18 protein-coding genes and 1 pseudogene are annotated in these 21,812 nt (G+C 69.8%); 9 read left to right on the top strand and 10 right to left on the bottom strand.

The annotated features are described in order from the left end of the window. Positions 1-59: 59 nt before the first annotated feature. Together FB157_RS04330 and FB157_RS04335 are read right to left on the bottom strand one after the other, a co-directional pair. Complete coding sequence (locus FB157_RS04330; protein ID WP_145876106.1) at positions 60-419, bottom strand: DUF6086 family protein; 360 nt, start codon at positions 417-419, stop codon at positions 60-62. Then, positions 416-4,087: an ALF repeat-containing protein gene (locus FB157_RS04335; protein WP_186581342.1), complete on the bottom strand. Its 3,672-nt coding sequence runs from the start codon at positions 4,085-4,087 to the stop codon at positions 416-418. Before FB157_RS04335 ends, FB157_RS04330 begins: the two co-directional genes overlap by 4 nt. A 443-nt stretch (positions 4,088-4,530) precedes the next feature. On the opposite strand from FB157_RS04335, the gene FB157_RS48205 reads away from it, so the two are divergent. Next, positions 4,531-5,010 carry a hypothetical protein gene (locus FB157_RS48205; RefSeq protein WP_261386159.1) on the top strand — a complete coding sequence of 160 codons (480 nt, stop codon included), beginning with the start codon at positions 4,531-4,533 and terminating at the stop codon, positions 5,008-5,010. 89 nt (positions 5,011-5,099) lie between these two features. Further along, a complete protein-coding gene (locus tag FB157_RS04345; protein WP_186581343.1) occupies positions 5,100-6,659 on the top strand; it encodes an FG-GAP-like repeat-containing protein in 1,560 nt (519 codons plus the stop codon). A gap of 3 nt (positions 6,660-6,662) precedes the next feature. Here FB157_RS04345 and FB157_RS04350 read toward each other — a convergent pair whose 3' ends face one another. Further along, positions 6,663-9,059 (bottom strand): HAD-IC family P-type ATPase, encoded by a 2,397-nt coding sequence (locus FB157_RS04350; RefSeq protein WP_145876113.1) that lies wholly within the window; start codon positions 9,057-9,059, stop codon positions 6,663-6,665. Between the two features lie 106 nt (positions 9,060-9,165). Further along, positions 9,166-9,435 (bottom strand): DUF2530 domain-containing protein, encoded by a 270-nt coding sequence (locus FB157_RS04355; RefSeq protein WP_145876115.1) that lies wholly within the window; start codon positions 9,433-9,435, stop codon positions 9,166-9,168. A 161-nt stretch (positions 9,436-9,596) separates the two neighbouring features. On the opposite strand from FB157_RS04355, the gene FB157_RS04360 reads away from it, so the two are divergent. Beyond that, complete coding sequence (locus FB157_RS04360; RefSeq protein ID WP_145876117.1) at positions 9,597-11,048, top strand: NCS2 family permease; 1,452 nt, start codon at positions 9,597-9,599, stop codon at positions 11,046-11,048. Here the strand turns inward: FB157_RS04360 and FB157_RS04365 are convergent, their stop codons facing one another. Continuing rightward, entirely contained in the window at positions 11,049-11,261 is a 213-nt protein-coding gene (locus tag FB157_RS04365) for a ribbon-helix-helix protein, CopG family (RefSeq protein WP_145876119.1), read from the bottom strand. 136 nt (positions 11,262-11,397) lie between these two features. Between FB157_RS04365 and FB157_RS04370 the strand changes: the two genes are divergently transcribed. Then, positions 11,398-11,835 (top strand): MarR family winged helix-turn-helix transcriptional regulator, encoded by a 438-nt coding sequence (locus FB157_RS04370; protein ID WP_145876121.1) that lies wholly within the window; start codon positions 11,398-11,400, stop codon positions 11,833-11,835. 68 nt (positions 11,836-11,903) lie between these two features. Further along, a complete protein-coding gene (locus FB157_RS04375) occupies positions 11,904-13,244 on the top strand; it encodes an MFS transporter (RefSeq protein ID WP_385164166.1) in 1,341 nt (446 codons plus the stop codon). A gap of 24 nt (positions 13,245-13,268) precedes the next feature. Here the strand turns inward: FB157_RS04375 and FB157_RS04380 are convergent, their stop codons facing one another. Further along, entirely contained in the window at positions 13,269-13,805 is a 537-nt protein-coding gene (locus tag FB157_RS04380; protein WP_145876124.1) for a GNAT family N-acetyltransferase, read from the bottom strand. A gap of 77 nt (positions 13,806-13,882) precedes the next feature. Here FB157_RS04380 and thpR point away from each other — a divergent pair, with 77 nt between their 5' ends. Further along, positions 13,883-14,455, top strand: a complete 573-nt coding sequence (gene thpR, locus FB157_RS04385) for an RNA 2',3'-cyclic phosphodiesterase (protein ID WP_145876125.1) — start codon at positions 13,883-13,885, stop codon at positions 14,453-14,455. Positions 14,456-14,601: 146 nt separating this feature from the next. On the opposite strand, the gene FB157_RS04390 is transcribed toward thpR, so the two are convergent. From FB157_RS04390 to FB157_RS04400, 3 genes are all read right to left on the bottom strand, one after another. Beyond that, complete coding sequence (locus FB157_RS04390) at positions 14,602-15,594, bottom strand: aldo/keto reductase (protein WP_145876128.1); 993 nt, start codon at positions 15,592-15,594, stop codon at positions 14,602-14,604. Positions 15,595-15,644: 50 nt separating this feature from the next. Further along, complete coding sequence (locus FB157_RS04395; RefSeq protein WP_145876130.1) at positions 15,645-16,238, bottom strand: Uma2 family endonuclease; 594 nt, start codon at positions 16,236-16,238, stop codon at positions 15,645-15,647. Positions 16,239-16,326: 88 nt separating this feature from the next. Next, positions 16,327-17,010 (bottom strand): SGNH/GDSL hydrolase family protein, encoded by a 684-nt coding sequence (locus FB157_RS04400; RefSeq protein ID WP_145876132.1) that lies wholly within the window; start codon positions 17,008-17,010, stop codon positions 16,327-16,329. Between the two features lie 89 nt (positions 17,011-17,099). Between FB157_RS04400 and FB157_RS04405 the strand changes: the two genes are divergently transcribed. The 3 genes and pseudogenes from FB157_RS04405 to FB157_RS49590 all read left to right on the top strand — a co-directional run. Beyond that, complete coding sequence (locus tag FB157_RS04405) at positions 17,100-18,089, top strand: WD40 repeat domain-containing protein (RefSeq protein WP_145876134.1); 990 nt, start codon at positions 17,100-17,102, stop codon at positions 18,087-18,089. Positions 18,090-18,238: 149 nt separating this feature from the next. Beyond that, positions 18,239-18,418 (top strand): hypothetical protein, encoded by a 180-nt coding sequence (locus FB157_RS04410; protein WP_145876135.1) that lies wholly within the window; start codon positions 18,239-18,241, stop codon positions 18,416-18,418. Positions 18,419-19,538: 1,120 nt separating this feature from the next. Further along, positions 19,539-20,376, top strand: a pseudogene (locus tag FB157_RS49590) (sensor histidine kinase); the annotation flags it as partial. 219 nt (positions 20,377-20,595) lie between these two features. Here the strand turns inward: FB157_RS49590 and serC are convergent. Further along, complete coding sequence (gene serC / locus FB157_RS04420; RefSeq protein ID WP_145876137.1) at positions 20,596-21,714, bottom strand: phosphoserine transaminase; 1,119 nt, start codon at positions 21,712-21,714, stop codon at positions 20,596-20,598. Positions 21,715-21,812 lie beyond the last annotated feature (98 nt).

Here is a 21,812-nt window from a genome sequence, read left to right on the forward strand (position 1 = left end):
CATGAGACCGGGGGCCGCCTGTCATGGCGGCCCCCGGTCACGTGGTGGTCATCCGGCTCCTACGACGCCATGGTCCGGGCGAGAGCCGCCTTCGCCCCGTCGAGGGCCGCCGCGTCCCGAGGCCGTACGGCGATCCGTCCGCCCGCCCGGTCCAGCAGGACGAGCGAGGTGACGAGCAGGCCGTGGCCCAGTTCCCGCAGTACCTCGCCGGAACCCCCGGTGTACAGCTCGTACAGGCGCTGGACGAAGACCTGGAACACCTCGCCGTCCACCGCGCAGCTCCCCTGCGGCGTGGGGGTCAGCCCCGGTGCCACGTCGAGAAACTCGGCCGCTCCCCGGGCGAGCGCGAAGTACAGCTGTCCGCTGTGATACCCCGCGTCCCAGAGGGTCTCGTCGCCGTGCTCGAACGGGTAACTCAATCTGCGATCTCCAGTCTGAGGTCGAGGTCCGGGTACTTCTGCCTGAGCTCCTTGAACCGCTCCTGCAGGGCCGTCCGGAAGCGCGGGTCCATCCCCGACTTGGTGAAGCGGAAGCCGATCGGAGCGTTCTCGTAGCCCGGAAGCAGCTTCCGGCACTTGAGGTAGTTCTCCAGCTTCACGTTGACGTGCTTCTCCAACCACTCGGCGTCAGCGTAGGTGGCCGACTTGAGCTCCCACATCACATTCTTCTCGAACAGGTCGATGTCGGTGATGATGTTCCCGGTGACGGGGTCGTAGACCTTGTGGTCGATCGCGCCTTCCAGGCAGCCGAACGAGCCGCTCGAAGCCGCCCGAGCCACCGACCTGAACGAGGCCGCCTTCGCCGCAGGCCTGGCCAGCGAGACCTTGCCGACGATCTTGCAGCCCTTCTTCAGCAGCTTCAGGCTCTCGAAGGCCCGGTCCAGGACCCTGAACTTGCTCTTCAGCAGGGCGTCCACCGCGAGACTGCCGCAGGACTCGAAGTCCTTCTTCTCCATGCAGGCCTCGTACTGGCCGAGGCCCAGCAGCTCCTTCTCCACGTTCCACAGCTGCTCGGCGGCGTCGCCGAACTCCTTGCCGTGGGCGAGGATGCTGCAGTAGACCTGCTGGTGCTGGCACCAGCGGGCGAAGCCCTGCGGGTCACAGGGGATGAAGCCCTGCTGGCAGCGGTACAGCTCACGGGCGCGCGCCCCGTTGTCGTTCTTGGCCTTCTCCTTCGCCTCCACGGCGGCCTTGCGCCGGGCTTCCGCCTCCTCCCGGTACTTGTGCACCGAGACCTTGAACGCGTCGGTCGCCGCCTTCATCGCGGCGTCGGCGTCCTTGCCCGCCGCGACCGCGGACTTCCACGCCTGGTCGGCGTAGTACGAGGCGTTCGACGCGGCCGCCTGGGCGGTCTCCGAGGAGATCGTGGCGTCCGCCGCCGACCTGGCCGCGTCGGCGGCATCGCGATCGGCGCGGTTCGCGGCATCGCGGGCCGTCCTGGCGGACGCGGCCGCCTGGGCCGCCGACGTCTCGGCGTCCTTGGCGTACTGGTCGGCCTTCTTGGCGTACTCCTGCGCGTCGGCGTAGGCCGCGTTCGCCTTCTTCGCCCAGTCGTTGGCCTCGGTCGACGCCCTGCGGGCGGTCGCGGCCACCTTCTGGGCCGTGGCGGCGTTCTGCCGGGCGGTGGCGGCGACCTTCGCCGCGTCCGCGATCAGCTTCTGCACCTGGGCCACGTGGGTGGCGGACAGGTAGTCCTTGCGCAGCGCCTTGTACTGGCCGGAGACGATGAAGGCGTGCAGGGCCTGCGGCGAGCCCTCCAGGGCGATCCGCGCGGCGGACTTCACCTCGGGGGTCCCGCTGTCGATCAGCTGTGCCGCCCGGACCCGCTCGTCCTGCGTCCGCGCGGTGTGCTGCGTGGTGAGCAGGAACTCGCTGAACTTCTTGGGGTCCCCGGTGGCGAGGGCCTTGCGGCCCGCGTCGGTGAGCACGGGACCGGCCCCGTCGAGCACCTGGGCGATGGCCACGCGCATGCTCTCGGCACCCACCTGGTACTGGCCGTCGTCCACGAACTCGCCGATGGCGGCAGCGTCACCGGTGAGGGCGGTCTCGGCAGCGTCCCGTACGGTCTTGTCCTCGCTCTCCTCGGCGAGGCGCTCCACGTAGGACCGCTGGTCCTGCTGTTCCGCGGTCTTCCAGCCGTTGCGCAGGTAGTCGACGACGACCTCGTCGGTACCGGCGAGCGCGGCCTCGGCCGCGCCGCGTCCCCAGGCCGTGCCGCCCTTCATCACGCGCACGGCCAGGGTGCGGCCCTGCCGGGCGACGGCGGCGAGGTCGGCGTCGGGCCTGGCGGCCTCGGCGACCAGGCGGTCCCGCTCGGCCTGCCGGTCCTTGGCGGCCTTCTCCAGCGCGGCCTGCGCGGCCGTACGGGCGTCGTCCTGGTCCTTGTCGTCCCGGGCGCGTTCGATGCCGGCGTTGGTGCGGCCCTGCAGTTCCTCGGCCTCGACCTGGCGGGCGAGGGTGTAGATCTCCTGGGCCTTGGTCACGGCGGCGGTGGCCGCGTTGGCAGCCTCCGTCGCGGCGTTGGCGTGCTCCGTCGACCTGGTCGCGGCCTTCGCGGACTCGCCGGCGTGCTCGGCCGCCTCCCGGGCCGCCTTGCCGGCGTTCCGGGCGTGGGTGGCCGCGGACGTCGCGGCGTCCCGGGCCTCGCGTGCGGCCTTGCCCGCCTTGCGCGCCAGTGTCTCGGCCTCGCCGGCGGCACGGTTGGCCTCACCGGCGTGGCGCCTCGCGGCGGCCGCGGCGGAGCGCGCCTCGGCGGCCTCGGCGCTCGACTGGCCCGCGTAGTCGCCGGCCTCGGCGGCCGCGTCGGCGGCGGCCTTGGCGTTGGCACCCGCGCTCGCCGCCGAGTGGGCGGCGTCCCCGGCCGCGTCGGCGGCCTTGGCCGCCTGGTCGGCGGCGTCGGCGGCCAGCTCGGCTCCCTTGGCGGCCTTGTCGGCGTCCTCGGCCGCCTTGCGTGCCGCGTCCGCCTTCTTGGCGTCGACCGCGGCGTCGGCGGCGGAGTTGCGCGCCCGGGAGGCGGCCTGCGAGGCACCGGCCGCGGCGGCGGCCGCCTGCGCGGCCGCGTTCGCTGCGACGCGCGCCGAGTTGTTCGCCGCGTTGGCCGCGTCGATCGCCCGCTGCGCGGCGGCCGCGGCCTCGGACGCCGCCGTGGCGGCCCGCTTGGCGGCGCGCGCGGCCCGGTCCGTGTCGTTCTTGGCGGCCTTGGCCTCCGCCTGGGCCTCCAGGGCGGCGTCCTTGGCCAGCTCGGCGGCCTTGACCGCCTTGGCGGACTCGGTCTTGGCGGCCGCGGTCTCCTTGGCGGCCTGCCTGCCCGCTTCCTTCGCCTGTTCGGCGAGTTCGGCGACCGAGGCGTGCTCCTCGTCCTTGTCCCGGGCGACGAACTGGCCGACCTGCAGGAACTCGCGGATGTCCGCGGCGCTGCCGCCCAGCGCGAGGCGTCCGGCGGCCTTCACGTTGGTGCCGCCCACGCTGATGATCTGGACGAGCTGGACCCGCTCGTCCTCCTCCTGCTGCGTCTGGCGGTCTTCGGTGAGGAACTTGCGGACGTCCTCGGCGCTGCCGGCGAGCGCGGCCCGACCGGCGCTCTGCACGTTGGGGCCGGACGTGTCGATGATCTGGGCGACCCGGACGCGGTCGTCCTGCTCCATGGGGTCTTCCCAGCCGTCGTCCAGGAACTCGTGCAGCTCGTCCGGTGTTCCGTGGAGTGCCTGGCGGGCGGCGCTCAGCAGCTCCGGACCCCCGACGGAGGCGAGCTGGGCGGCGCTGACGCGTTCGTCCTGGAAGGAGAGGTCGCCGACCGCGGCCAGGAAGGCCCGGACGTCGGCGTCGCTGCCGGTGAGTGCCGCCTCGGCCGCCGCCTTGACGCCGGGACCGCCCTCCTCCCAGTAGTCGACGACCAGGCCGCGCTGTTCGGCGGTGGTCTGCGCCTGTGCTCCGGCCCGGACGCTCCCCCCGGCCGGCGCGGCTCCCGCGGCGGGTGCCGCGCCCAGCAGGCCGGCGGTGAGGGCCAGGGGGAGCAGGGTGAATGCCGTTCGGCGTATCAGACGCGCCGCTTTTCCGGCGCTATCGAGCTGGTCAGTTCTTCGATTCACTGAACACCTGTCTCGGTGATCGGCGACGCCCCCGAATGCGAGTCGCCGAATAATGGAGAAGGCAGCGTAGCGCCCATCATCTTTGCAAATCGAATCGGATTTCCTCGCCGAATCCATGCGGTGGAGCGCCGGTCGGCAAGATGCCCGCTTTGATGCCTTATGGCGTCAACTGGCGCTCAACTCATGGGAGTTGCTTGGTGAAGGTGTGAAGGTTGCGCGTTGACGCGTGGCTGATCTTTGACTACCCTATGGCTTGTCTTTGCCGCTGCCTGACCAGCAGTGTCTCTTGCCGGGGCCCTCTTCTGCCCTATTTCTTTTAATTGCGGGGGTTGTTTTGCGACGTCTTCAGTGCTGTCGGCATGCCTGCAATTGAGGTCATCTCTCTTTCGAGAATTCCTTCCTGAAGGGACTCCTCAGTGCTTTTCCATGCCCGAAAAATAGCGGTGTCCGTATGCGTGGCCGGGGTCGCCACACTCGCGGGCGTTTCCGTGGCCTCGGCCGACGACCCGCCCCCCGCTCCGTCCCCCTCGGCCCCGCCCGTCGCGGTCGAGGACTACGGGTATCCCGGGGCCGACCGCATCCTGGCCGAGAAGGGGATCAAGCTGAAGAAGGGCGACGGCCACATCCTGCTCGCCGACTGCGACCAGGCCGCCCAGCAGATCCGCGTGCTCACCGTCAAGGACGACTCCGTCGGCCGTCAGGGCACGTACTGCTTCCGGGCCACGGCCAAGACCGGCCGCCTCACGCTCGAACTCCCGCGTGTCTTCGCGGTGGAGGCCGCCGACCATCCGGTCAGCGCCGACCTCACCGCCGACGGCAGGACCACGACGGTCAACGTGCCCCAGGGCGGCTTCGAGTCCGTCGGTGAGGGCACCGTCGGCGGCGCCAGGTCGGTGCTGGTCGAACTCCGCGTGACCGGCTGATCCGCCGACCTCCCCGTCCGTGCGCGACACCCCGCACGGACCCGAATGGCCTCTGCGTCTGCAGAGCACCTCTTGTGATGCGAGGAAACGTGACACACCCCCGTTCGCGCGGGAAGCGCACGGCGTTGACCGCCGGGGTCCTGGCGGCCGGTCTCGCGACCGGACTCATGGGCGCGGCGCCGGCCCAGTCCGTCGTCGGCGACCAGGTCGCGACCGACGCCGACCAGTTCGCCGTGAAGCTGCACATCGCCTTCGGCAAGGACAACGAACGCGCCTGCTCCGGCACCCTGGTCGACCCCCAGTGGGTGCTCACCTCGGCCAGCTGCTTCGCGGCCGACCCCCAGCACGCCACGAAGATCCCGGCGGGCAAGCCGCAGTTCCCGACCGTGGTCACGGCCGACGGCAACCGGCCCGCCACGGCGCCGGAGAAGCTGACGGTGCTGCAACTGGTCCCGCACCCCGACCGCGACCTGGTCATGGCGCGCATCGACGACCCGAGCATCGAGGACCGGCTGGACGGTCCGTTCCCGGACATCGCCGAGGCCAAGCTCGACTCGACGGCACCGGTCCAGGGCGACCAGCTCAGGGCCGTCGGCTACGGCCGCACCAAGACCGAGTGGGCTCCGGGCAAGGCCCACACCGGTGCGTTCGGCGTGGACTCCGTCGACGCCACGACGCTGGCGATCTCGCCCACCTCCGGCGGCGCCCTGTGCGCCGGGGACGCCGGCGGACCGGTGCTCAACGCGCGCGGCAAGCTGACCGCCGTGGTCACCGCGTCCTGGGGCGGCGGCTGCCTCAACTCCGACGAGACCCGCACCGGGGCCGTCGCCACCCGCGTGGACGACATCGCGGACTGGGTGCAGCGCGTGCGCATGGTCAACCGGCAGAAGTACATCAAGGACGCCATGTCGACCGCCGACTTCAACGGCGACGGCCGCTCCGACGTCGTGGCCCTCATGCAGGACGACTCGATCCAGGTCTTCTACAGCCGCCCCGACGGCACGCTGGAGTACGGCAGTTATCTCAGCGCCCTCGGCCGCCCGGGAACGGGGGTGATCCTCGCGGGTGACTTCGACAAGGCGGCGGGACTCGAGATGATCACCATCTCGGACAGCGGTGACGTGTTCCTGGGGCAGAGGCCGCTGCCGTTGCCCCTGTGGACCAGGAAGAAGCTCTGGACGGACGCCGCCTGGAAGGAGCCGCTGCCGGCCGCAGTCCTGCACAGCGCCACCCCGGGCCACGACACCCCGGTCTTCCAGGCGGCCGACGGCTCCCTCTACACCTACAAGAGGGACGCCGACGGCAACCTGGTCAACCAGAAGAAGTCGATGTGGCCGGACAAGACGTGGAAGAAGGAGCACATCGCGACCGGTGACTTCAACGGCGACGGCCGGGACGACATCGCCGCCGAAGCCTCGGACGGGTCCCTGAGCCTCTACCCGGCCAAGGCCGACGGCACCTTCGACAAGGCCCGCTCGATGTGGTCCGGCAAGGACTGGACGAGCTTCCGTCCCCTGCTGGCCGGCGACTTCAACGGCGACGGCAAGGACGACATCGCCTACATGGAGGTCAACGGGCAGCTGAGCTGGTTCGCCGGCAACGGCAAGGGCGGACTGGCCCCCGGCAAGAGCATGTGGCCCACGGTCTGACGCTCACCCGGGAAAGCGGCGGTCGACCCACTTCCACAGGAACTCCAGGGCGGCCGCCGCCACCACCGCCACCGCGACAGCCGTCCACGGCATCGCCACGCCCACCAGCTTCAGGGCGAAGAAGCTCTGCAGGGCCGGGACGACGAGCACGAACAGGAACGCCACGCCCATCGACGCCACCAGGGCGACCCGCCACCAGGTGTAGGGGCGGGCGATGATCGCCAGGACCCACATGGAGATCAGGAACAGGGTCAGGGTCGCCGCGCTGGTCTCCGCGTCCAGGGAGCCGGGGCCGGTGTAGTGGTGGCGGGCGATCAGGTACGTCACGAAGGTCGCCGTTCCGGCCACCACCCCGCCGGGAATCGAGTACCGCATGACTCTGCGGACGAAGTGGGGCCGGGCCCGCTCCTTATTGGGGGCCAGGGCCAGGAAGAAGGCCGGGATGCCGATGGTGAGGGTGGAGAGCAGCGTCAGGTGGCGGGGCAGGAACGGGTACTCGACCTGCCAGCACACCACCAGCACCGCGAGCAGCACCGAGTAGACCGTCTTGACCAGGAACAGGGCCGCCACCCGCGTGATGTTGCCGATGACGCGGCGGCCCTCGGCGACCACCGACGGCAGCGTCGAGAAGCTGTTGTTCAGCAGGACGATCTGCGCGACCGCCCGGGTCGCCTCCGAACCCGAGCCCATCGAGACGCCGATGTCGGCGTCCTTGAGCGCGAGCACGTCGTTCACACCGTCGCCGGTCATCGCGACCGTGTGCCCGTGCGACTGGAGCGCTCCGACCATGTCCCGTTTCTGCTGCGGGGTGACCCGGCCGAACACGGTGCCCTCGTCCAGCGCCCCGGCCATGCCCTGCGGGTCGGCCGGCATCCGGCGCGCGTCCACCGCCGACCCGGACAGGCCCAGCTTGGCGGCGACCGCGCCCACGGACACCGCGTTGTCGCCGGAGATGACCTTGGCACGGACATTCTGTTCCGCGAAATAGCGCAGGGTGTCGGCGGCGTCGGGCCGCAGCCGCTGCTCCAGCACCACGAGGGCGGTGGGGCGGGCGCCCCGGGCCGGCTCGGGATCGTCCAGGTCGCGGGTGGTGCGGGCCAGCAGCAGGACCCGCAGGCCCTGCTCGTTGAGGCGCTCGGTCTCGGCCAGGGCCGGGTCGTCCTGGGCGAGCAGTACGTCGGGGGCGCCGAGCAGCCAGGTACTGGCCTCGCCGTCGCCCTCGCTGAAGGCGGCCCCGCTGTACTTGCGGGCGGAGGAGAACGGCAGCGACTCGATGCAGCGCCACTCCTCGCTGTCCGGATAGGCGTCGATGATCGCCTGGAGGGAGGCGTTGGGGCGCGGGTCGGACTCGCCGAGAGCGCCGAGGACCCGGCGCACGTACGTCTCGTCGTAGCCGTCGAGGGTCCTCAGCTCGGTGACGTCCATGCCGCCCTCGGTGAGGGTGCCGGTCTTGTCCAGACAGACGGTGTCGACGCGGGCGAGGCCCTCGATGGCGGGCAGCTCCTGCACCAGGCACTGTTTGCGGCCGAGCCGGATGACTCCGATGGCGAAGGCCACGGAGGTGAGCAGCACCAGCCCCTCCGGGACCATCGGGACGATGCCGCCGACCGTGCGGGCGATCGCGTCCTTCAGATCGTTGTTCTTGACGACCAGCTGGGTGACGACGAGCCCGATCGCGGCCGGGATCATCATCCACGTCACGTACTTGAGGATCGTGGAGATGCCGGAGCGCAGCTCGGAGTGGACGAGGGTGAAGCGGGAGGCGTCCTCGGCGAGCTGGGCCGCGTAAGCCTCCCGGCCCACCTTGGTCGCCGTGAAGGCGCCGCCGCCCGCCACCACGAAACTGCCGGACATCACCTGGTCGCCGGGGTGTTTGACGACCGGGTCGGCCTCACCGGTGAGCAGTGACTCGTCGATCTCCAGACCGTCGGCCTCCGCGCACACCCCGTCCACGACGATCTTGTCGCCCGGGCCTATCTCCATGAGGTCGTCCAGGACGATCTCGTTCGTGGCCACTTCGACCGCGGTCCCGTCCCGGCGGACGGTCGGCCGGGCCTCGCCGATCACGGCGAGCGAGTCCAGGGTCTGCTTGGCCCGCCACTCCTGGACGATGCCGATCCCGGTGTTGGCGAGGATGACGAAGCCGAAGAGGCTGTCCTGGATCGGCGCGACGAACAGCGTGATCAGCCACAGCACGCCGATGATGGCGTTGAACCGGGTGAAGACGTTCGCCCGGACGATCTCGCCCATGGAGCGGCTGCTGCGCACCGGCACGTCGTTGACCTGCCCGCGCGCGACGCGCTCCGCGACCTGGGCACCGGTCAGACCGGCCGCGGGTGCGCCCGGCGGGGACACCGGGTGGACGGGGTCGACTTCGGCGCCCGCCTCGATATGGGTCATGCATTCGACGGTACGTGCGGTTTTGCGCCTTCACCTGCCGAGTGGGGGGAAGTTCCGACCTGGGGAGGACCCGGGTCGTGCGCAGGTTGTAGAGCCGGGCCGCCGGCTACTCCGCCGCGGCCGCCGCCTTCAGCGCCGCGTCCCGCTTGATCGCCGCGTCGCGCCTGCGGACGTACCAGATGCCGATCAGGCCCAGCCCGCCGCCGGTCAGGCAGGTCCACAGCCACCAGGTGCGGTCGTGGTCGGCGAACCAGCCGTAGAAGGGGAGCTGGACCAGGAAGAGGACGAACCACACGATCGTGCCGCCGGTGATGGTGGCGACCACGGGGCCCTCCAGGGGCTCCGGTGCCTCGTGCTTGGGGGTCCACTTGGTCATGGGGACAGCTTACGAGGCGATGCCGAGACTGAACTGTCTACGCGCGGAGATGGCGATGTAAGACTCATACGTTCATACTGAAACCGTTTGCCTTTGACCATTTCTGCTCGTATGAAACTCCAACGAGGCTCGGGGGAACCCCGTTGGTGATGAGGTCCCGCATGTCCACCTCGGCCCCCGCCAAGGTCCCCGCCCCCGAACAGCCGGGTGGCCATCCCGCCTTCGGCGCCCTCGACCGCTACTTCCGCATCTCCGAGCGCGGCAGCTCCGTCGCCCGCGAGATCCGCGGTGGTCTCGCCACCTTCTTCGCGATGGCGTACATCATCGTGCTGAATCCGATCATCCTCGGCAGCGCGAAGGACATGTACGGGCACCACCTGGACAACGGCCAGCTGGTCACGGCGACCGCCCTGACGGCGGCGTTCTCCACCCTTCTCATGGGTGTCATCGGCAACGTCCCGATCGCGCTCGCCGCCGGTCTCGGCGTGAACTCGGTCGTCGCGCTCCAGCTGGCGCCCCGGATGTCCTGGCCGGACGCCATGGGCATGGTCGTGCTGGCCGGTTTCGTGGTCATGCTGCTGGTCGCCACGGGTCTGCGTGAGCGCGTGATGAACGCCGTGCCGTTCGGCCTGCGCAAGGCGATCTCCATCGGTATCGGCCTGTTCATCATGCTGATCGGCCTGGTCGACGCCGGTTTCGTCACCCGCATCCCGGACGTCGCCCAGACCACCGTGCCGCTCCAGCTCGGCAGCAACGGTCACCTGAACGGCTGGCCGGTGCTGGTCTTCATCCTGGGTGCGCTGCTCACCTTCGCCCTCATCGTGCGCAAGGTGCCGGGCGCGATCCTGATCTCCATCGTCGGCATGACCGTCCTCGCGCTGATCATCAACTCCGTCGCGCACGTGACGACCTGGGGTCTGACGGTCCCGAAGTGGCCGGGCAACCCGGTGTCCACCCCCGACTTCGGTCTGATCGGCCAGTTCAGCCTGTTCGGCGGCTTCTCCAAGGTCGGCGTGCTGACCGGCGTCCTCTTCGTCTTCACGGTCCTGCTGTCCTGCTTCTTCGACGCCATGGGCACGATCATGGGCGTCAGTGACGAGGCCAAGCTGACCGACGCCCAGGGCTACATGCCGGGCATCAACAAGGTCCTCTTCGTCGACGGCCTCGCGGTCGCGGCGGGCGGTGCCAGCTCCTCCTCGGCGACCACCGCGTTCGTGGAGTCCACGGCGGGCGTCGGCGAGGGTGCGCGCACGGGTCTCGCGAACGTCGTCACGGGCGGCCTCTTCGCGGTGGCCCTGTTCCTCACCCCGGTCGCCACGATGGTCCCGTCCCAGGCGGCCACGCCGGCGCTGATCGCGGTGGGCTTCCTGATCCTGTCGAACTCCGTCAAGGAGATCGACTGGGCCGACTACACGATCGCGATCCCGGCCTTCGTGACGATGCTGATGATGCCGTTCACCTACTCGATCACCAACGGCATCGGCATGGGCTTCATCAGCTTCGTGGTGCTGCGCCTGGCGGCCGGCCGCGCGAAGGACGTCCCGGTGCCGATGTACGTCGTCTCGGCCGTCTTTCTCTTCTACTACCTGATGCCGGCCCTCGGCCTGACCTGATCACCCGGGGTCGGACGACCCCGCGTAGAACTTCTCCGTCTCCTCGACGGCGGCCTGGAACCGCTCGTCGAAGTCGTCCCGGATGAGCGTGCGGATCACATAGTCCTGCACGCTCATTCCTCTTCTGGCCGCGTGGTGCCGGAGCCTCTCGAGCAGCTCCCCGTCTATGCGCAGGCTGAGCACACTGGTCCCCATGTGTACGAGGGTCGCCATAGCGGGCGGCCCGGTGCGTCACTTTCCGGAACTGGCTCACTCATATGAGTGAGCGGACGGTTCAGTGGCGGGTGTCACGGGCATTCGGGCGTGTCGCGGTGGTCTTTAGCGAGAGTAATGAGTTAAGCTAAAGAACATGCCGGACCTTACCCATGGCGACGACGCTGCCGCCGTGAACGCTCTCCGTTCCGCCGTGATGCGGTTGTCCCGTCGGCTCAAGCACCAGCGGGTCGACGAGTCGCTGAGCCCCACCGAGATGTCGGTGCTCGGCACCCTGGCCCGCTGCGGCTCGGCGACGCCGGGCGAGCTGGCCCGCAAGGAGCACGTCCAGCCGCCGTCGATGACCCGCATCGTCGCGCTGCTCGAAGCCAAGGGGCTGGTCAGGCTGGAGCCGCACCCCGAGGACCGGCGCCAGAAGGTCGTCACCCAGACCGAGCAGGCCGAGGCGATGCTCGAGGAGAGCCGCCGCAAGCGCAACGCGTTCCTGGCCCGCCTGGTCGAGGGCCTCGACGAGGACGAGTGGGCGAAACTGCGCGCCGCCGCCCCCGTGCTGGAGAAGCTCGCGCATCTGTAAGCATTCTTCGCTCACCGGCTGAAAGCGCCTCGTAGGCGAACGAGCAGTCAAAAAGGAGGCGAACCCTTTTGAGTACGGGATCCGGAGCACCTTCCGCCCCCGCACCGACATCCACCCACAACCCTCGTAGATCCTCGATGTTCAGCTCGCTGAGGATCAGGAACTACCGCCTGTTCTTCATGGGCCAGGTCGTCTCCAACACGGGCACCTGGATGCAGCGCATCGCCCAGGACTGGCTCGTGCTCAGCCTCACCGGCTCCTCCGCGGCCGTCGGCATCACGACGGCCCTGCAGTTCCTGCCGATGCTGCTGTTCGGGCTCTACGGCGGCGTCCTGGTCGACCGCCTCCCCAAGCGCCCCACGCTGCTCGTCACCCAGACCGCCATGGCCGTCACGGGTCTCGCGCTCGCCGCGCTCACCCTCACCGGCCACGTCCAGGTCTGGCACGTCTACGTCGCCGCCTTCGCCGTCGGGCTCGCCACGGTGCTCGACAACCCGGCCCGGCAGTCCTTCGTCTCCGAGATGGTCGGCCCCGAGCAGCTGCAGAACGCGGTCAGCCTGAACTCCGCCAACTTCCAGTCCGCCCGCCTGGTCGGACCGGCCGTCGCCGGCCTGATGATCACCGGTGTGGGCACCGGCTGGGCGTTCCTCTTCAACGGCCTGTCCTTCGTCGCCCCCATCGCCGGTCTGCTGCTGATGCGCGCCCGTGAGCTGCACGTGGTCGAGCGGGCGCCGAGAGGCAAGGGCCAGCTGCGCGAGGGCCTGCACTACGTGGCGAAGCGCCCGGAGCTGATCTGGCCGATCGTCCTGGTCGGCTTCATCGGCACCTTCGGGTTCAACTTCCCGGTGTGGCTGTCGGCCTACGCCGACGACGTCTTCCACGCCGGCGCCGGCGCCTACAGCCTCTTCAACACACTGATGGCCGTCGGCTCGCTCGGCGGAGCCCTGCTGGCGGCCCGCCGCGGCACGGCCCGGCTGCGCGTCCTGATCGCCGCCGCGGTGGCCTTCGGCACGCTGGAGATCGTGGCCGCGCTGGCCCCGTCGTACTGGCTCTTCGCGCTGCTCATGGTCCCGATCGGCGTCTTCGGCCTGACGGTCAACGTCACCGCGAACACGGCCGTGCAGATGGCCACCGACCCGGCCATGCGCGGCCGGGTGATGGCCCTGTTCATGATGGTGTTCATGGGCGGTACGCCGCTGGGCGCGCCGGTCGTCGGCTGGATCACCGACACCTACGGCCCCCGCGTCGGCTTCGTCCTCGGCGGCGTCATCTCCGCCGCCGCGGCCGCCACCGTCGGCCTCGTCCTCGCCCGCATCGGCGGTCTGCGCCTGGCCGTGGGCTGGTACCACGGCCACCCGCGCGTGCGGTTCGTGCCCAGAGAGCGCGAGCAGCTGGCGACGGCGGCCTGAGCGGTTCCCGCTCCCGGAGGGTCCCTAGCGGACCCTCCGGGCCAGCACCTGCCCCGGCCAGTCGTCCGCGTCCAGCATGGTGACGCTGAACGACTCGGTCGGCACGAAGCCGTTGCGCTCGTAGAAGGAGACCAGCTTGCGGTCGCCGCCCGCGTAGCAGTCCACCCGCAGCAGCGAGACCCCGGCCCGGCGGGTCTCCTCGGCCGCGTGGGCGAGCAGGGCGGCACCGACGCCCCGGCCCTTGAAGCGGCGGTCCGAGGCGAAGGTGTGGATGTAGCGCTCGGGCTCGTCGGCGGGCCGCAGATACTCGCCGGGCGCGTCGGTGAGGGTGAGCGCGGCCGCCGGGACACCGTCGTACTCGGCGACGTACGGGGCGCCCTCGGTGACGTACCGGGTGATCATGGCCACCGCTCTCGGGTTCTTCGACCAGGGTGTCGTGCCCCACTGCTGGGTGCGCCCCTGGGCCACCAGCCACTCCACGGCACTGTCGAACATGCCGAGGATCACGGGGATGTCGTCAGGCCTGCCTTCTCTGATGCTGATCTTCCCGTTCTTCTCCATACACCTGATCATGCCCGCCCGGGAGGTGCCGGGGCAGCCGCCTGGCCCGGTGATCCGTTCCCTGGGAGGGTGACGTCATGAGACTCTTCGCCGCCGTGCTGCCCCCGGAGGACGTGACCCACGAACTCGCCGCCGAGGTCGCCGTGTTGCGTGCGCTGCCGGGCGCCGACGGACTGCGCTGGACCGGCCGCCCCGGCTGGCACTTCACCCTCGCCTTCTACGGCGAGGTCGACGACGAACTCGTACCGGACCTCTCGGACCGGCTGGAGCGCGCGGCCCACCGCACGGAGCCCTTCCCGCTGGCGCTGGCCGGCGGCGGCCAGTTCGGCCATGGACGGGCCCTGTGGGCGGGCGCGTCAGGCGATCTGGAGACCCTGCGCCTGCTGGCCGACCGCGCTGAGGCGGCGGCACGGAAGGCCGGGGTGCCGATGGGGGAGCACCGCCGCTACAAGGCCCACCTGACGGTGGCCCGCAGCCGGGACGCGGTGGACGTACGGCCCTACGTCGAGAGCCTGCGCGACTTCGCGAGCCGCACCTGGACCGTGGCCGAGCTGGCCCTGGTGCGCAGCAACCTGCCGAGGTCCGGGGTGCCCGGGGAGCAGCCCCGCTACGAGACGGTCGCCCGGTGGGCGCTCGGCGGGGCCGGTTAGGCTCGGACACGTGGACCCGAAAACCCGGAACCGGATCATGGCCGGTGTGCTTGTACTGATGTTCGTGGTGGTTGCCGTGTCGGCGGCGGTCGGAAAGTAGACCGCCGCCGCTCTGCCGTACCGCCGGCTGCGGCGTACGGCCACGGCTACCAGGCGAAGGCCTCCGGGGACGGACCCGGACCCGGGAAGATCTCGTCCAGGCCCGTCAGCAGTTCCTCGCTCAGCTCCAGCTCCACGGCCCTCAGGGCCGACTCCAGCTGCTGCGGCGTGCGCGGGCCGACGATCGGTCCGGTCACACCGGGGCGGGTGAGCAGCCAGGCCAGGGCGGCCTCGCCGGGCTCCGCACCGTGCTTCTCGAGCAGGTCCTCGTACGACTGGATCTGCGCGCGGATGGCAGTGTTGGCGAGCGCGTCGGCCGCCCGGCCGGAGGCACGGCGTCCGCCCTGCGCCTCCTTCTTGATCACACCGCCGAGCAGACCGCCGTGCAGCGGCGACCACGGGATGACCCCGAGCCCGTACTCCTGCGCGGCCGGGATGACCTCCATCTCGGCGCGCCGCTCGGCGAGGTTGTACAGGCACTGCTCGCTGACCAGCCCGATGGTGCCGCCGCGCCGGGCGGCGATCTCGTTGGCCTGGGCGATCTTGTAGCCGGGGAAGTTGGAGGAGCCGACGTACAGGATCTTGCCCTGCTGCACGAGCACGTCGATCGCCTGCCAGATCTCCTCGAAGGGGGTCCGGCGGTCGATGTGGTGGAACTGGTAGACGTCGATGTGGTCGGTCTGCAGCCGCTTCAGACTGGCGTCCACGGCCCGTCGGATGTTGAGCGCGGACAGTTTGTCGTGGTTCGGCCAGGAGTCCCCGTCGGCGGCCATTTTGCCGTACACCTTGGTGGCCAGCACGACCTTGTCACGCCGGTCCCCGCCCTTGGCGAACCAGTTGCCGATGATCTCCTCGGTACGGCCCTTGTTCTCGCCCCAGCCGTACACGTTGGCGGTGTCGAAGAAGTTGATGCCCGCGTCCAGCGCCGCGTCCATGATCGCGTGACTGTCGGCTTCGTCGGTCTGCGGGCCGAAGTTCATGGTGCCGAGGACGAGTCGGCTGACCTTGAGTCCCGTGCGTCCTAGCTGCGTGTACTTCATGGACAACCAGCCAACGGCTTGGAGTGCGCTCTATGCAAGCGACTTGGGGGCTAGTCGCGGGGGAAGTCGTCGGTCTTGAGGACGAGGTCGACCTCCGTGCCGGTCAGGTCGATGTCGGTGCCGAAGTCCACCCACGTCCTCATGGCGTAGTCGCCGTCCTTGGGGTGGGTGTATGCGTAGCACCGCCCTTGGTAGGGATCGGCGATGACGTAGACGGGAACCTCGGCCATTGCATAGGCAATCTTCTTCGGGCCGTAGTCGTTGGCGGCCGTGCCTTCTGAGATGACCTCGGCGACGAACTCGACGTCCTGGTACCGCCAGCGGCCTTCTTCGTCCTTCTTCGCCGAGTCCCTGAGCATGGCGATGTCCGGGCAGAAGCCGTTCTCGTGGCCAGGGAAGTCGATGCGGACGTCCGAGAAGACCCTTGCCTCCCTCCCGAACCTGACCCTGATGGCCTGTGCGATCTCGAAGATGATCTCCCAATGGGTGCTGCGCTGCGGCGTCATATGGACGTTGCCCCCGACGATCTCGACCCTGAATCCTTCGGGGACGGGCATCCGCTCAAGGCGCTCGAACAACTCGTCCAAACGCTTGGTGTTGGCGTCGGCGTCGGCCATCTCGATCCTGTCCTCCAGGACGGTCATCGTGGCGCTCCTCCCCTGCCGCCCCACGGACAGGTGCAGCCGCGCACTTCAACGATACGCACGGTGACCAGGAGACGCCGGAACTCGGTCAATCCGTTCCGGCCGCGTACGCCTGTCCGATTCCCCACGCCTCCCACATCGCCGCGGCGAACGCCCCCGCGATCCGGTGCTCCCCGCTCGCGTTGGGATGCGTCCCGTCGTAGGTGTCGGCCTGGATGTCGTACGACTCCGGAGGCGAGGCCAGCAGGATCGGCGAGCGGGGCTCGTCCAGGTCGGCGACCGCCTTGGCGAGCAGCACGTTGAACCGGTCCACCTGCTCGGCGAAGGGCGCGTCCGCCGCGGCCCGGATGTTCGGGATCACCGGCAGCAGCACCATGCGGATGCGCGGGCGGGCCGCACGGGCGCCCGCGACGAAGGCCCGTACGTTCTCCGCCGTCTGCTCGGCGTTCGTGTAGAAGCCCAGGTCGATCAGTCCGAGGGAGACCAGCAGCACGTCGGGCCGGTGCTCCCGCACCGTCTCCCCGATCAGCGGGGCCATGTGCATCCAGCCCTCGCCCCAGCCGGCCAGATGGGTGCGGGGGAAGTCGGGTTCGGCGTAGGCGTGCGACGTCGGCGCGTCGGCCCTCTTGTCGTACAGCTCCTCGCGCGGGCCGACGAAGGTGAACGGTCCGCCGTACGACTCGCACAGGTGTCGCCACAGCCGGTAGCGCCACGTGTGCTCGCCCGCGCTCCCGATCGTCATGGAGTCGCCCACGGGCATGAACCTAAGCATCCGCTCATAATGGACGATCACGGCAGCGTGTGGGGTGTGAGGCCCACCACGCCCCCTGAACCCCCGGAGGGGATGGCAGGCTTGGTGTCATGCGCCGACCGTTCGCCCTGCTCGCCGGGGTCCTGCTCGCGGGTGCCTGCGCGCTGCCCGCCTCCGCCGCCGAAGGTGACAGTACCGGTGATCAGGGGTTCACCATCAAGGACCCACGGATCACCGAGTCCAGCGGCCTGGCCGCCTCTCACCTGCACCCCGGCATCTACTGGACGCACAACGACAGCGACGACGGGCCGTACATCTACGCCGTCGACAGCGCGACCGGGAAGACCGTCGCCACGGTGACCCTGCGCGGCATCGGCTCCCCGCGCGATGTCGAGGCCATCTCCATCGGGCCGGACAACCAGATCTACGTCGGCGACATCGGCGACAACCTCGACGGCAAGTGGCCGTACGTCTGGATCTACCGGCTGCCCGAGCCGAAGGTGCTCAAGGACCAGACGGTCCGGGCCACGCAGTACGTCGTGAAGTACTCCGACGGGGCGAGGAACGCCGAGTCGCTGATCGTGCACCCCAGGACCGGGCGGGTCTACATCATCGACAAGAAGGAGGACGGCGGGCATCTCTACGAAGGGCCCGCGCAGCTCTCCACCACCGGCGCGAACATCTTCAAGCCCGTCGCCGCGATCGACCTGTGGGCCACCGATGCCGCCTTCTCCCCGAACGGCCGACAGCTCGCGGTCCGGGGATACTTCGGCGGCATCTACTACGACTGGAACGGCGGGAAGATCGAGCGGGGGGGACGGCTGGACGTCCCCCTGCAGGGGCAGGGGGAGTCCGTCTCGTACTCCGCCGACGGCACCAGGCTGATGTACGGCAGCGAGGGGGCCGACAGTTCGGTGGAGGCGCAGGACGCGCCGGCCGGCGCGGCGAGCAAGAAGCCGTCCGGCAACGGGAGTTCCGCCTCCGACGGAGCGGGCGGGACCGGCGCGGGCAACAGCGGGAGCGTCAAGGTCGGCGCCGTCGTCGTGGTCGTGGGCGCGGCCGCCCTGTTCGGGCTGCGGCGGCTGCGGCGCAGGCGCTGAACCCTCGATATGCGTTCCCACCTGCACGGGAACACCCTGTTCCCGGCAGGGAACACCCTCCCGCCTCGGCACACTGAGAGGGCCGTACGCCGGCTCCGGTGCTCTCGTTCGTCGCGATACGGAGTGCCGCCGTATCCAGGAGGGCTCAAGTGAATCGATCACTGCTGACCATGCGCTCGGCGCTGATTCTGTTGCTGGGTGTTCTCGTCGGCGTGGGAGCGGGGGTGCTGACCGCCTGCGCCGACGGTCACGGCGGAGCGAAACCGGTCATGGTGGGCGCGACCGCTTTCGCGGCCGCCGTCGCGTTCTTCAACTCCATCATCGATTAGGCGTATTGGCCGGTCAGGCGCACTGACCGAGACCGGTTGCCGTCGTTGACATGACGTGAGGGCCAGGTGGCCCGTCGCTTTCCTGGGGATACATCCCGGATGCATCCGGGGAGAGGAGACGTTGGTGGGGGACGATGACCGCGATGAAGGGGCCTTCGACGACGCGGCCTTCGGCGATGCGGCCTTCGGTGACACGGAGGGCTTCAAGCCGCTGTCGGGAGAGCTGCGTCCTGAAGTGCGTGAGCTGGCCGAGGCGTTGCGCCGCCTGCTGAAGGGTTCGGGGAAGTCGCAGCGGCAGTTCGCGGTCTATCACCACATCGGCGTCTCCACGGTCTCGCGTTATCTGAGCGGGGAGCGCATCCCGGACAAGCACTTTCTCGACGGGTTGATGAAGTCGGCCTGCAAGGCTCACGGCAAGGAGATCAGCGAGGGGCTGCAGGGCCTGATGTACCGGCTGCACCGGGACGCGTTGCTGGCCGAGGACCCGGCCCGGTACCGGGAGCAGATGGCCAGCGACCGGCTGGAGGACGCCGTGCTGCGCGAGGAGGAGGCGCAGCTGGAGATCCGGGAGCTGAGGAAGTCCGCGAAGGGGCAGAAGCAGCAGCTGTGGGCACTGGAGTCCCAGCTCCGTCAGCTGGAGGCGGCGGAGCGGCAGGAGCGGGGATCCTTACGGGCGGACCTGGAACGGCACCGGATGCGCAAGGAGGAGCTGGAGGAGGCGTGCGCACGGCTGCGGGACAAGGTCGCTCGTCTGGAGAGGGCGCTCGAGGAGGCGGAACGGGAACGGGACGCCGCGCGGACACGTTGCCGGGAGCTGGAAGCCGAACTGGCCGTGGCACAGGAGGCCGCCGAGCGGGCGGAGCTGGAGCGGCAGGCGAGGGAGGAGCGGCTGCGCCTGGCCAAGGCCGCCGAGGTGGCCGAGCACCGTCTGGCGGACCTGGAGCGCGTCCATCTGGAAGCCGAGCAGGTACGCCTGGCGGCCGCCCGGGAGGCCGCGACCCAGTTGGAGGTGGCCAAGACCCAGGCCGACGAGCTGCTTCAGGAGGCGACGCTCAGAGCCACGAAGGTCCGGCCTTCGGTGCTCAGGAGATCAGCGGCGCTGCGCCAGTTGAGAGAAGCCGCGCAGCGGATGGCCGAGGTCCGGCTGCCCGAGCTGGCCGAGCAGCTGTCGCAGGAGCACCCGCAGGATGTGGACATCGTGGTGCGGCCCATCGGCATCCACAGCCTGGACGACATCGGGCAGACGGCCCAGGCACTCGACACCGTCCACCGCGCCTACGTACAACTGGCCGTCGACCAGGCCCTCCTGCGGAGCAACGTCAGCGCGATGTTCGTCAACCTCTCGCGTCGCTCCCAGGGGCTGATCCTGCGCCAGTTGTCCCTGATCTCCGACCTGGAGGAGTCCGAGACGGACCCGGACCGGCTGTCGTCGTTGTTCAGCCTGGACCACCTCGCCACCCGGATGCGCCGCAACTGCGAGAACCTCCTCGTTCTCGCCGGTGAGGAGCCGGGGCGCAGCTGGACCCGGCCGGTCCCGGTGGTCGACGTGCTCCGCGCCGCCGCGTCCGAGGTGGAGCAGTACGAGCGCATCGAGCTGACCGCCGTGCCCGCCGTCGAGATCCCCGGCCGTCTGGTGACCGACCTCGTTCACCTGCTCGCCGAGCTGCTGGAGAACGCGACGTCCTTCTCCGCGCCGCAGGCCAGGGTCAAGGTCACCGGTCACGCGCTGCCCGACGGCCGGCTGCTCATCGAGATCCACGACACCGGTATCGGTCTCTCCCACGAGGAACTCGCCGAGGTCAACGAGCTGCTCGCCTCGCCGCCCACCCTGGACGTGTCGGTCGCCCGTCGCATGGGTCTGTTCGTGGTCGGACGGCTGTCCCAGCGCCACGGTGTCCGTGTCCAGCTGCGCCCGTCCGGCACCGGTGGTACGACCGCGCTGGTCATGCTGCCCCTCGGTGCCATCGAGAACGGCGGCGAGTCCGTCAGCTCCCAGTGGGAGCCCAGCTACCTCGACAACGGAGTCGCCCTGCCGCCCACGGCCCACCTGTTCACCATCTGCGACTCCGGCCGTCTGTCCATCGAGCGTCCGCACGCGTAGGCGGCGGTGCCCGGCATACGGCGAGGGGCGCCCCGGCAGACCCGGGGCGCCCCTCGTGACGTACGCAGGAGGAAGGTCAGAGCTTCTCGATCACGTAGTCGATGCACTTCGTCAGCGCCTCGACGTCCGCCGGGTCGATCGCCGGGAACATCGCGATGCGCAGCTGGTTGCGGCCGAGCTTGCGGTACGGCTCGGTGTCCACGATGCCGTTGGCGCGCAGCACCTTGGCGACGGCGGCCGCGTCGATCTCGTCGGAGAAGTCGATCGTGCCGATGACCTGCGAGCGCTTGGCCGGGTCCGTGACGAACGGAGTGGCGTACTTGGACTCCTCGGCCCAGGTGTAGAGGCGGGTCGAGGAGTCCTTCGTACGGGCCGTGGAGAAGGCCAGACCGCCCTGGCCGTTGAGCCACTCCAGCTGCTGGCCCAGCAGGAACAGGGTGGCGAGGGCCGGGGTGTTGTACGTCTGGTTCTTGCGGGAGTTGTCGATCGCCGTGGGGAGCGAGAAGAACTCCGGGACGTGGCGGCCGGAGGCGTGGACGCGCTCGGCGCGCTCGATCGCGGCCGGGGAGAAGACGCCGATCCACAGCCCGCCGTCGGAGGCGAAGGACTTCTGCGGGGCGAAGTAGTAGACGTCCGTCTCGGTGATGTCGACCGGGAGGCCGCCGGCGCCGGAGGTGGCGTCCACGAGGACGAGCGCGCCCTCGTCGGCGCCGGCCACGCGCTTGATCGGCATGGCGACACCGGTGGAGGTCTCGTTGTGGGTGAAGGCGTACACGTCGACACCCGCCTCGGCCTGCGCCTCGGGGTGGGTGCCCGGGTCGGCGGCGATGACGGTGGGCTCGGCCAGCCAGGGGGCGAGCTTGGCGGCCTTGGCGAACTTCGAGGAGAACTCACCGAAGTTGAGGTGCTGGGACTTGTTCTCGATCAGTCCGTGGGTGGCGATGTCCCAGAAGGCGGTGGACCCGCCGTTGCCGAGGACGACCTCGTACCCCTCGGGGAGGGAGAACAGGGAGCTGATGCCTTCGCGGACCTGGCCCACCAGGTTCTTGACCGGGGCCTGGCGGTGGGAGGTGCCGAGCAGAGAGCTTCCGGTGGCGGCGAGTGCCTCGAGGGCCTCGGTACGCACCTTGGAGGGGCCCGCGCCGAATCGTCCGTCGGCGGGCTTGATGTCAGCGGGAATCTGGATGTCGGCCACGAGTCGGAGGGTATCGCCCAGACGAAACGGGACGGAACCGTGTCCGTCCGATGAGACAAGATCGCTGAACTGTGGACTTGTGAGGTTGTACGACGAAA

This window comes from Streptomyces sp. BK340 (genome assembly GCF_007827595.1).
Lineage (GTDB): Bacteria > Actinomycetota > Actinomycetes > Streptomycetales > Streptomycetaceae > Streptomyces.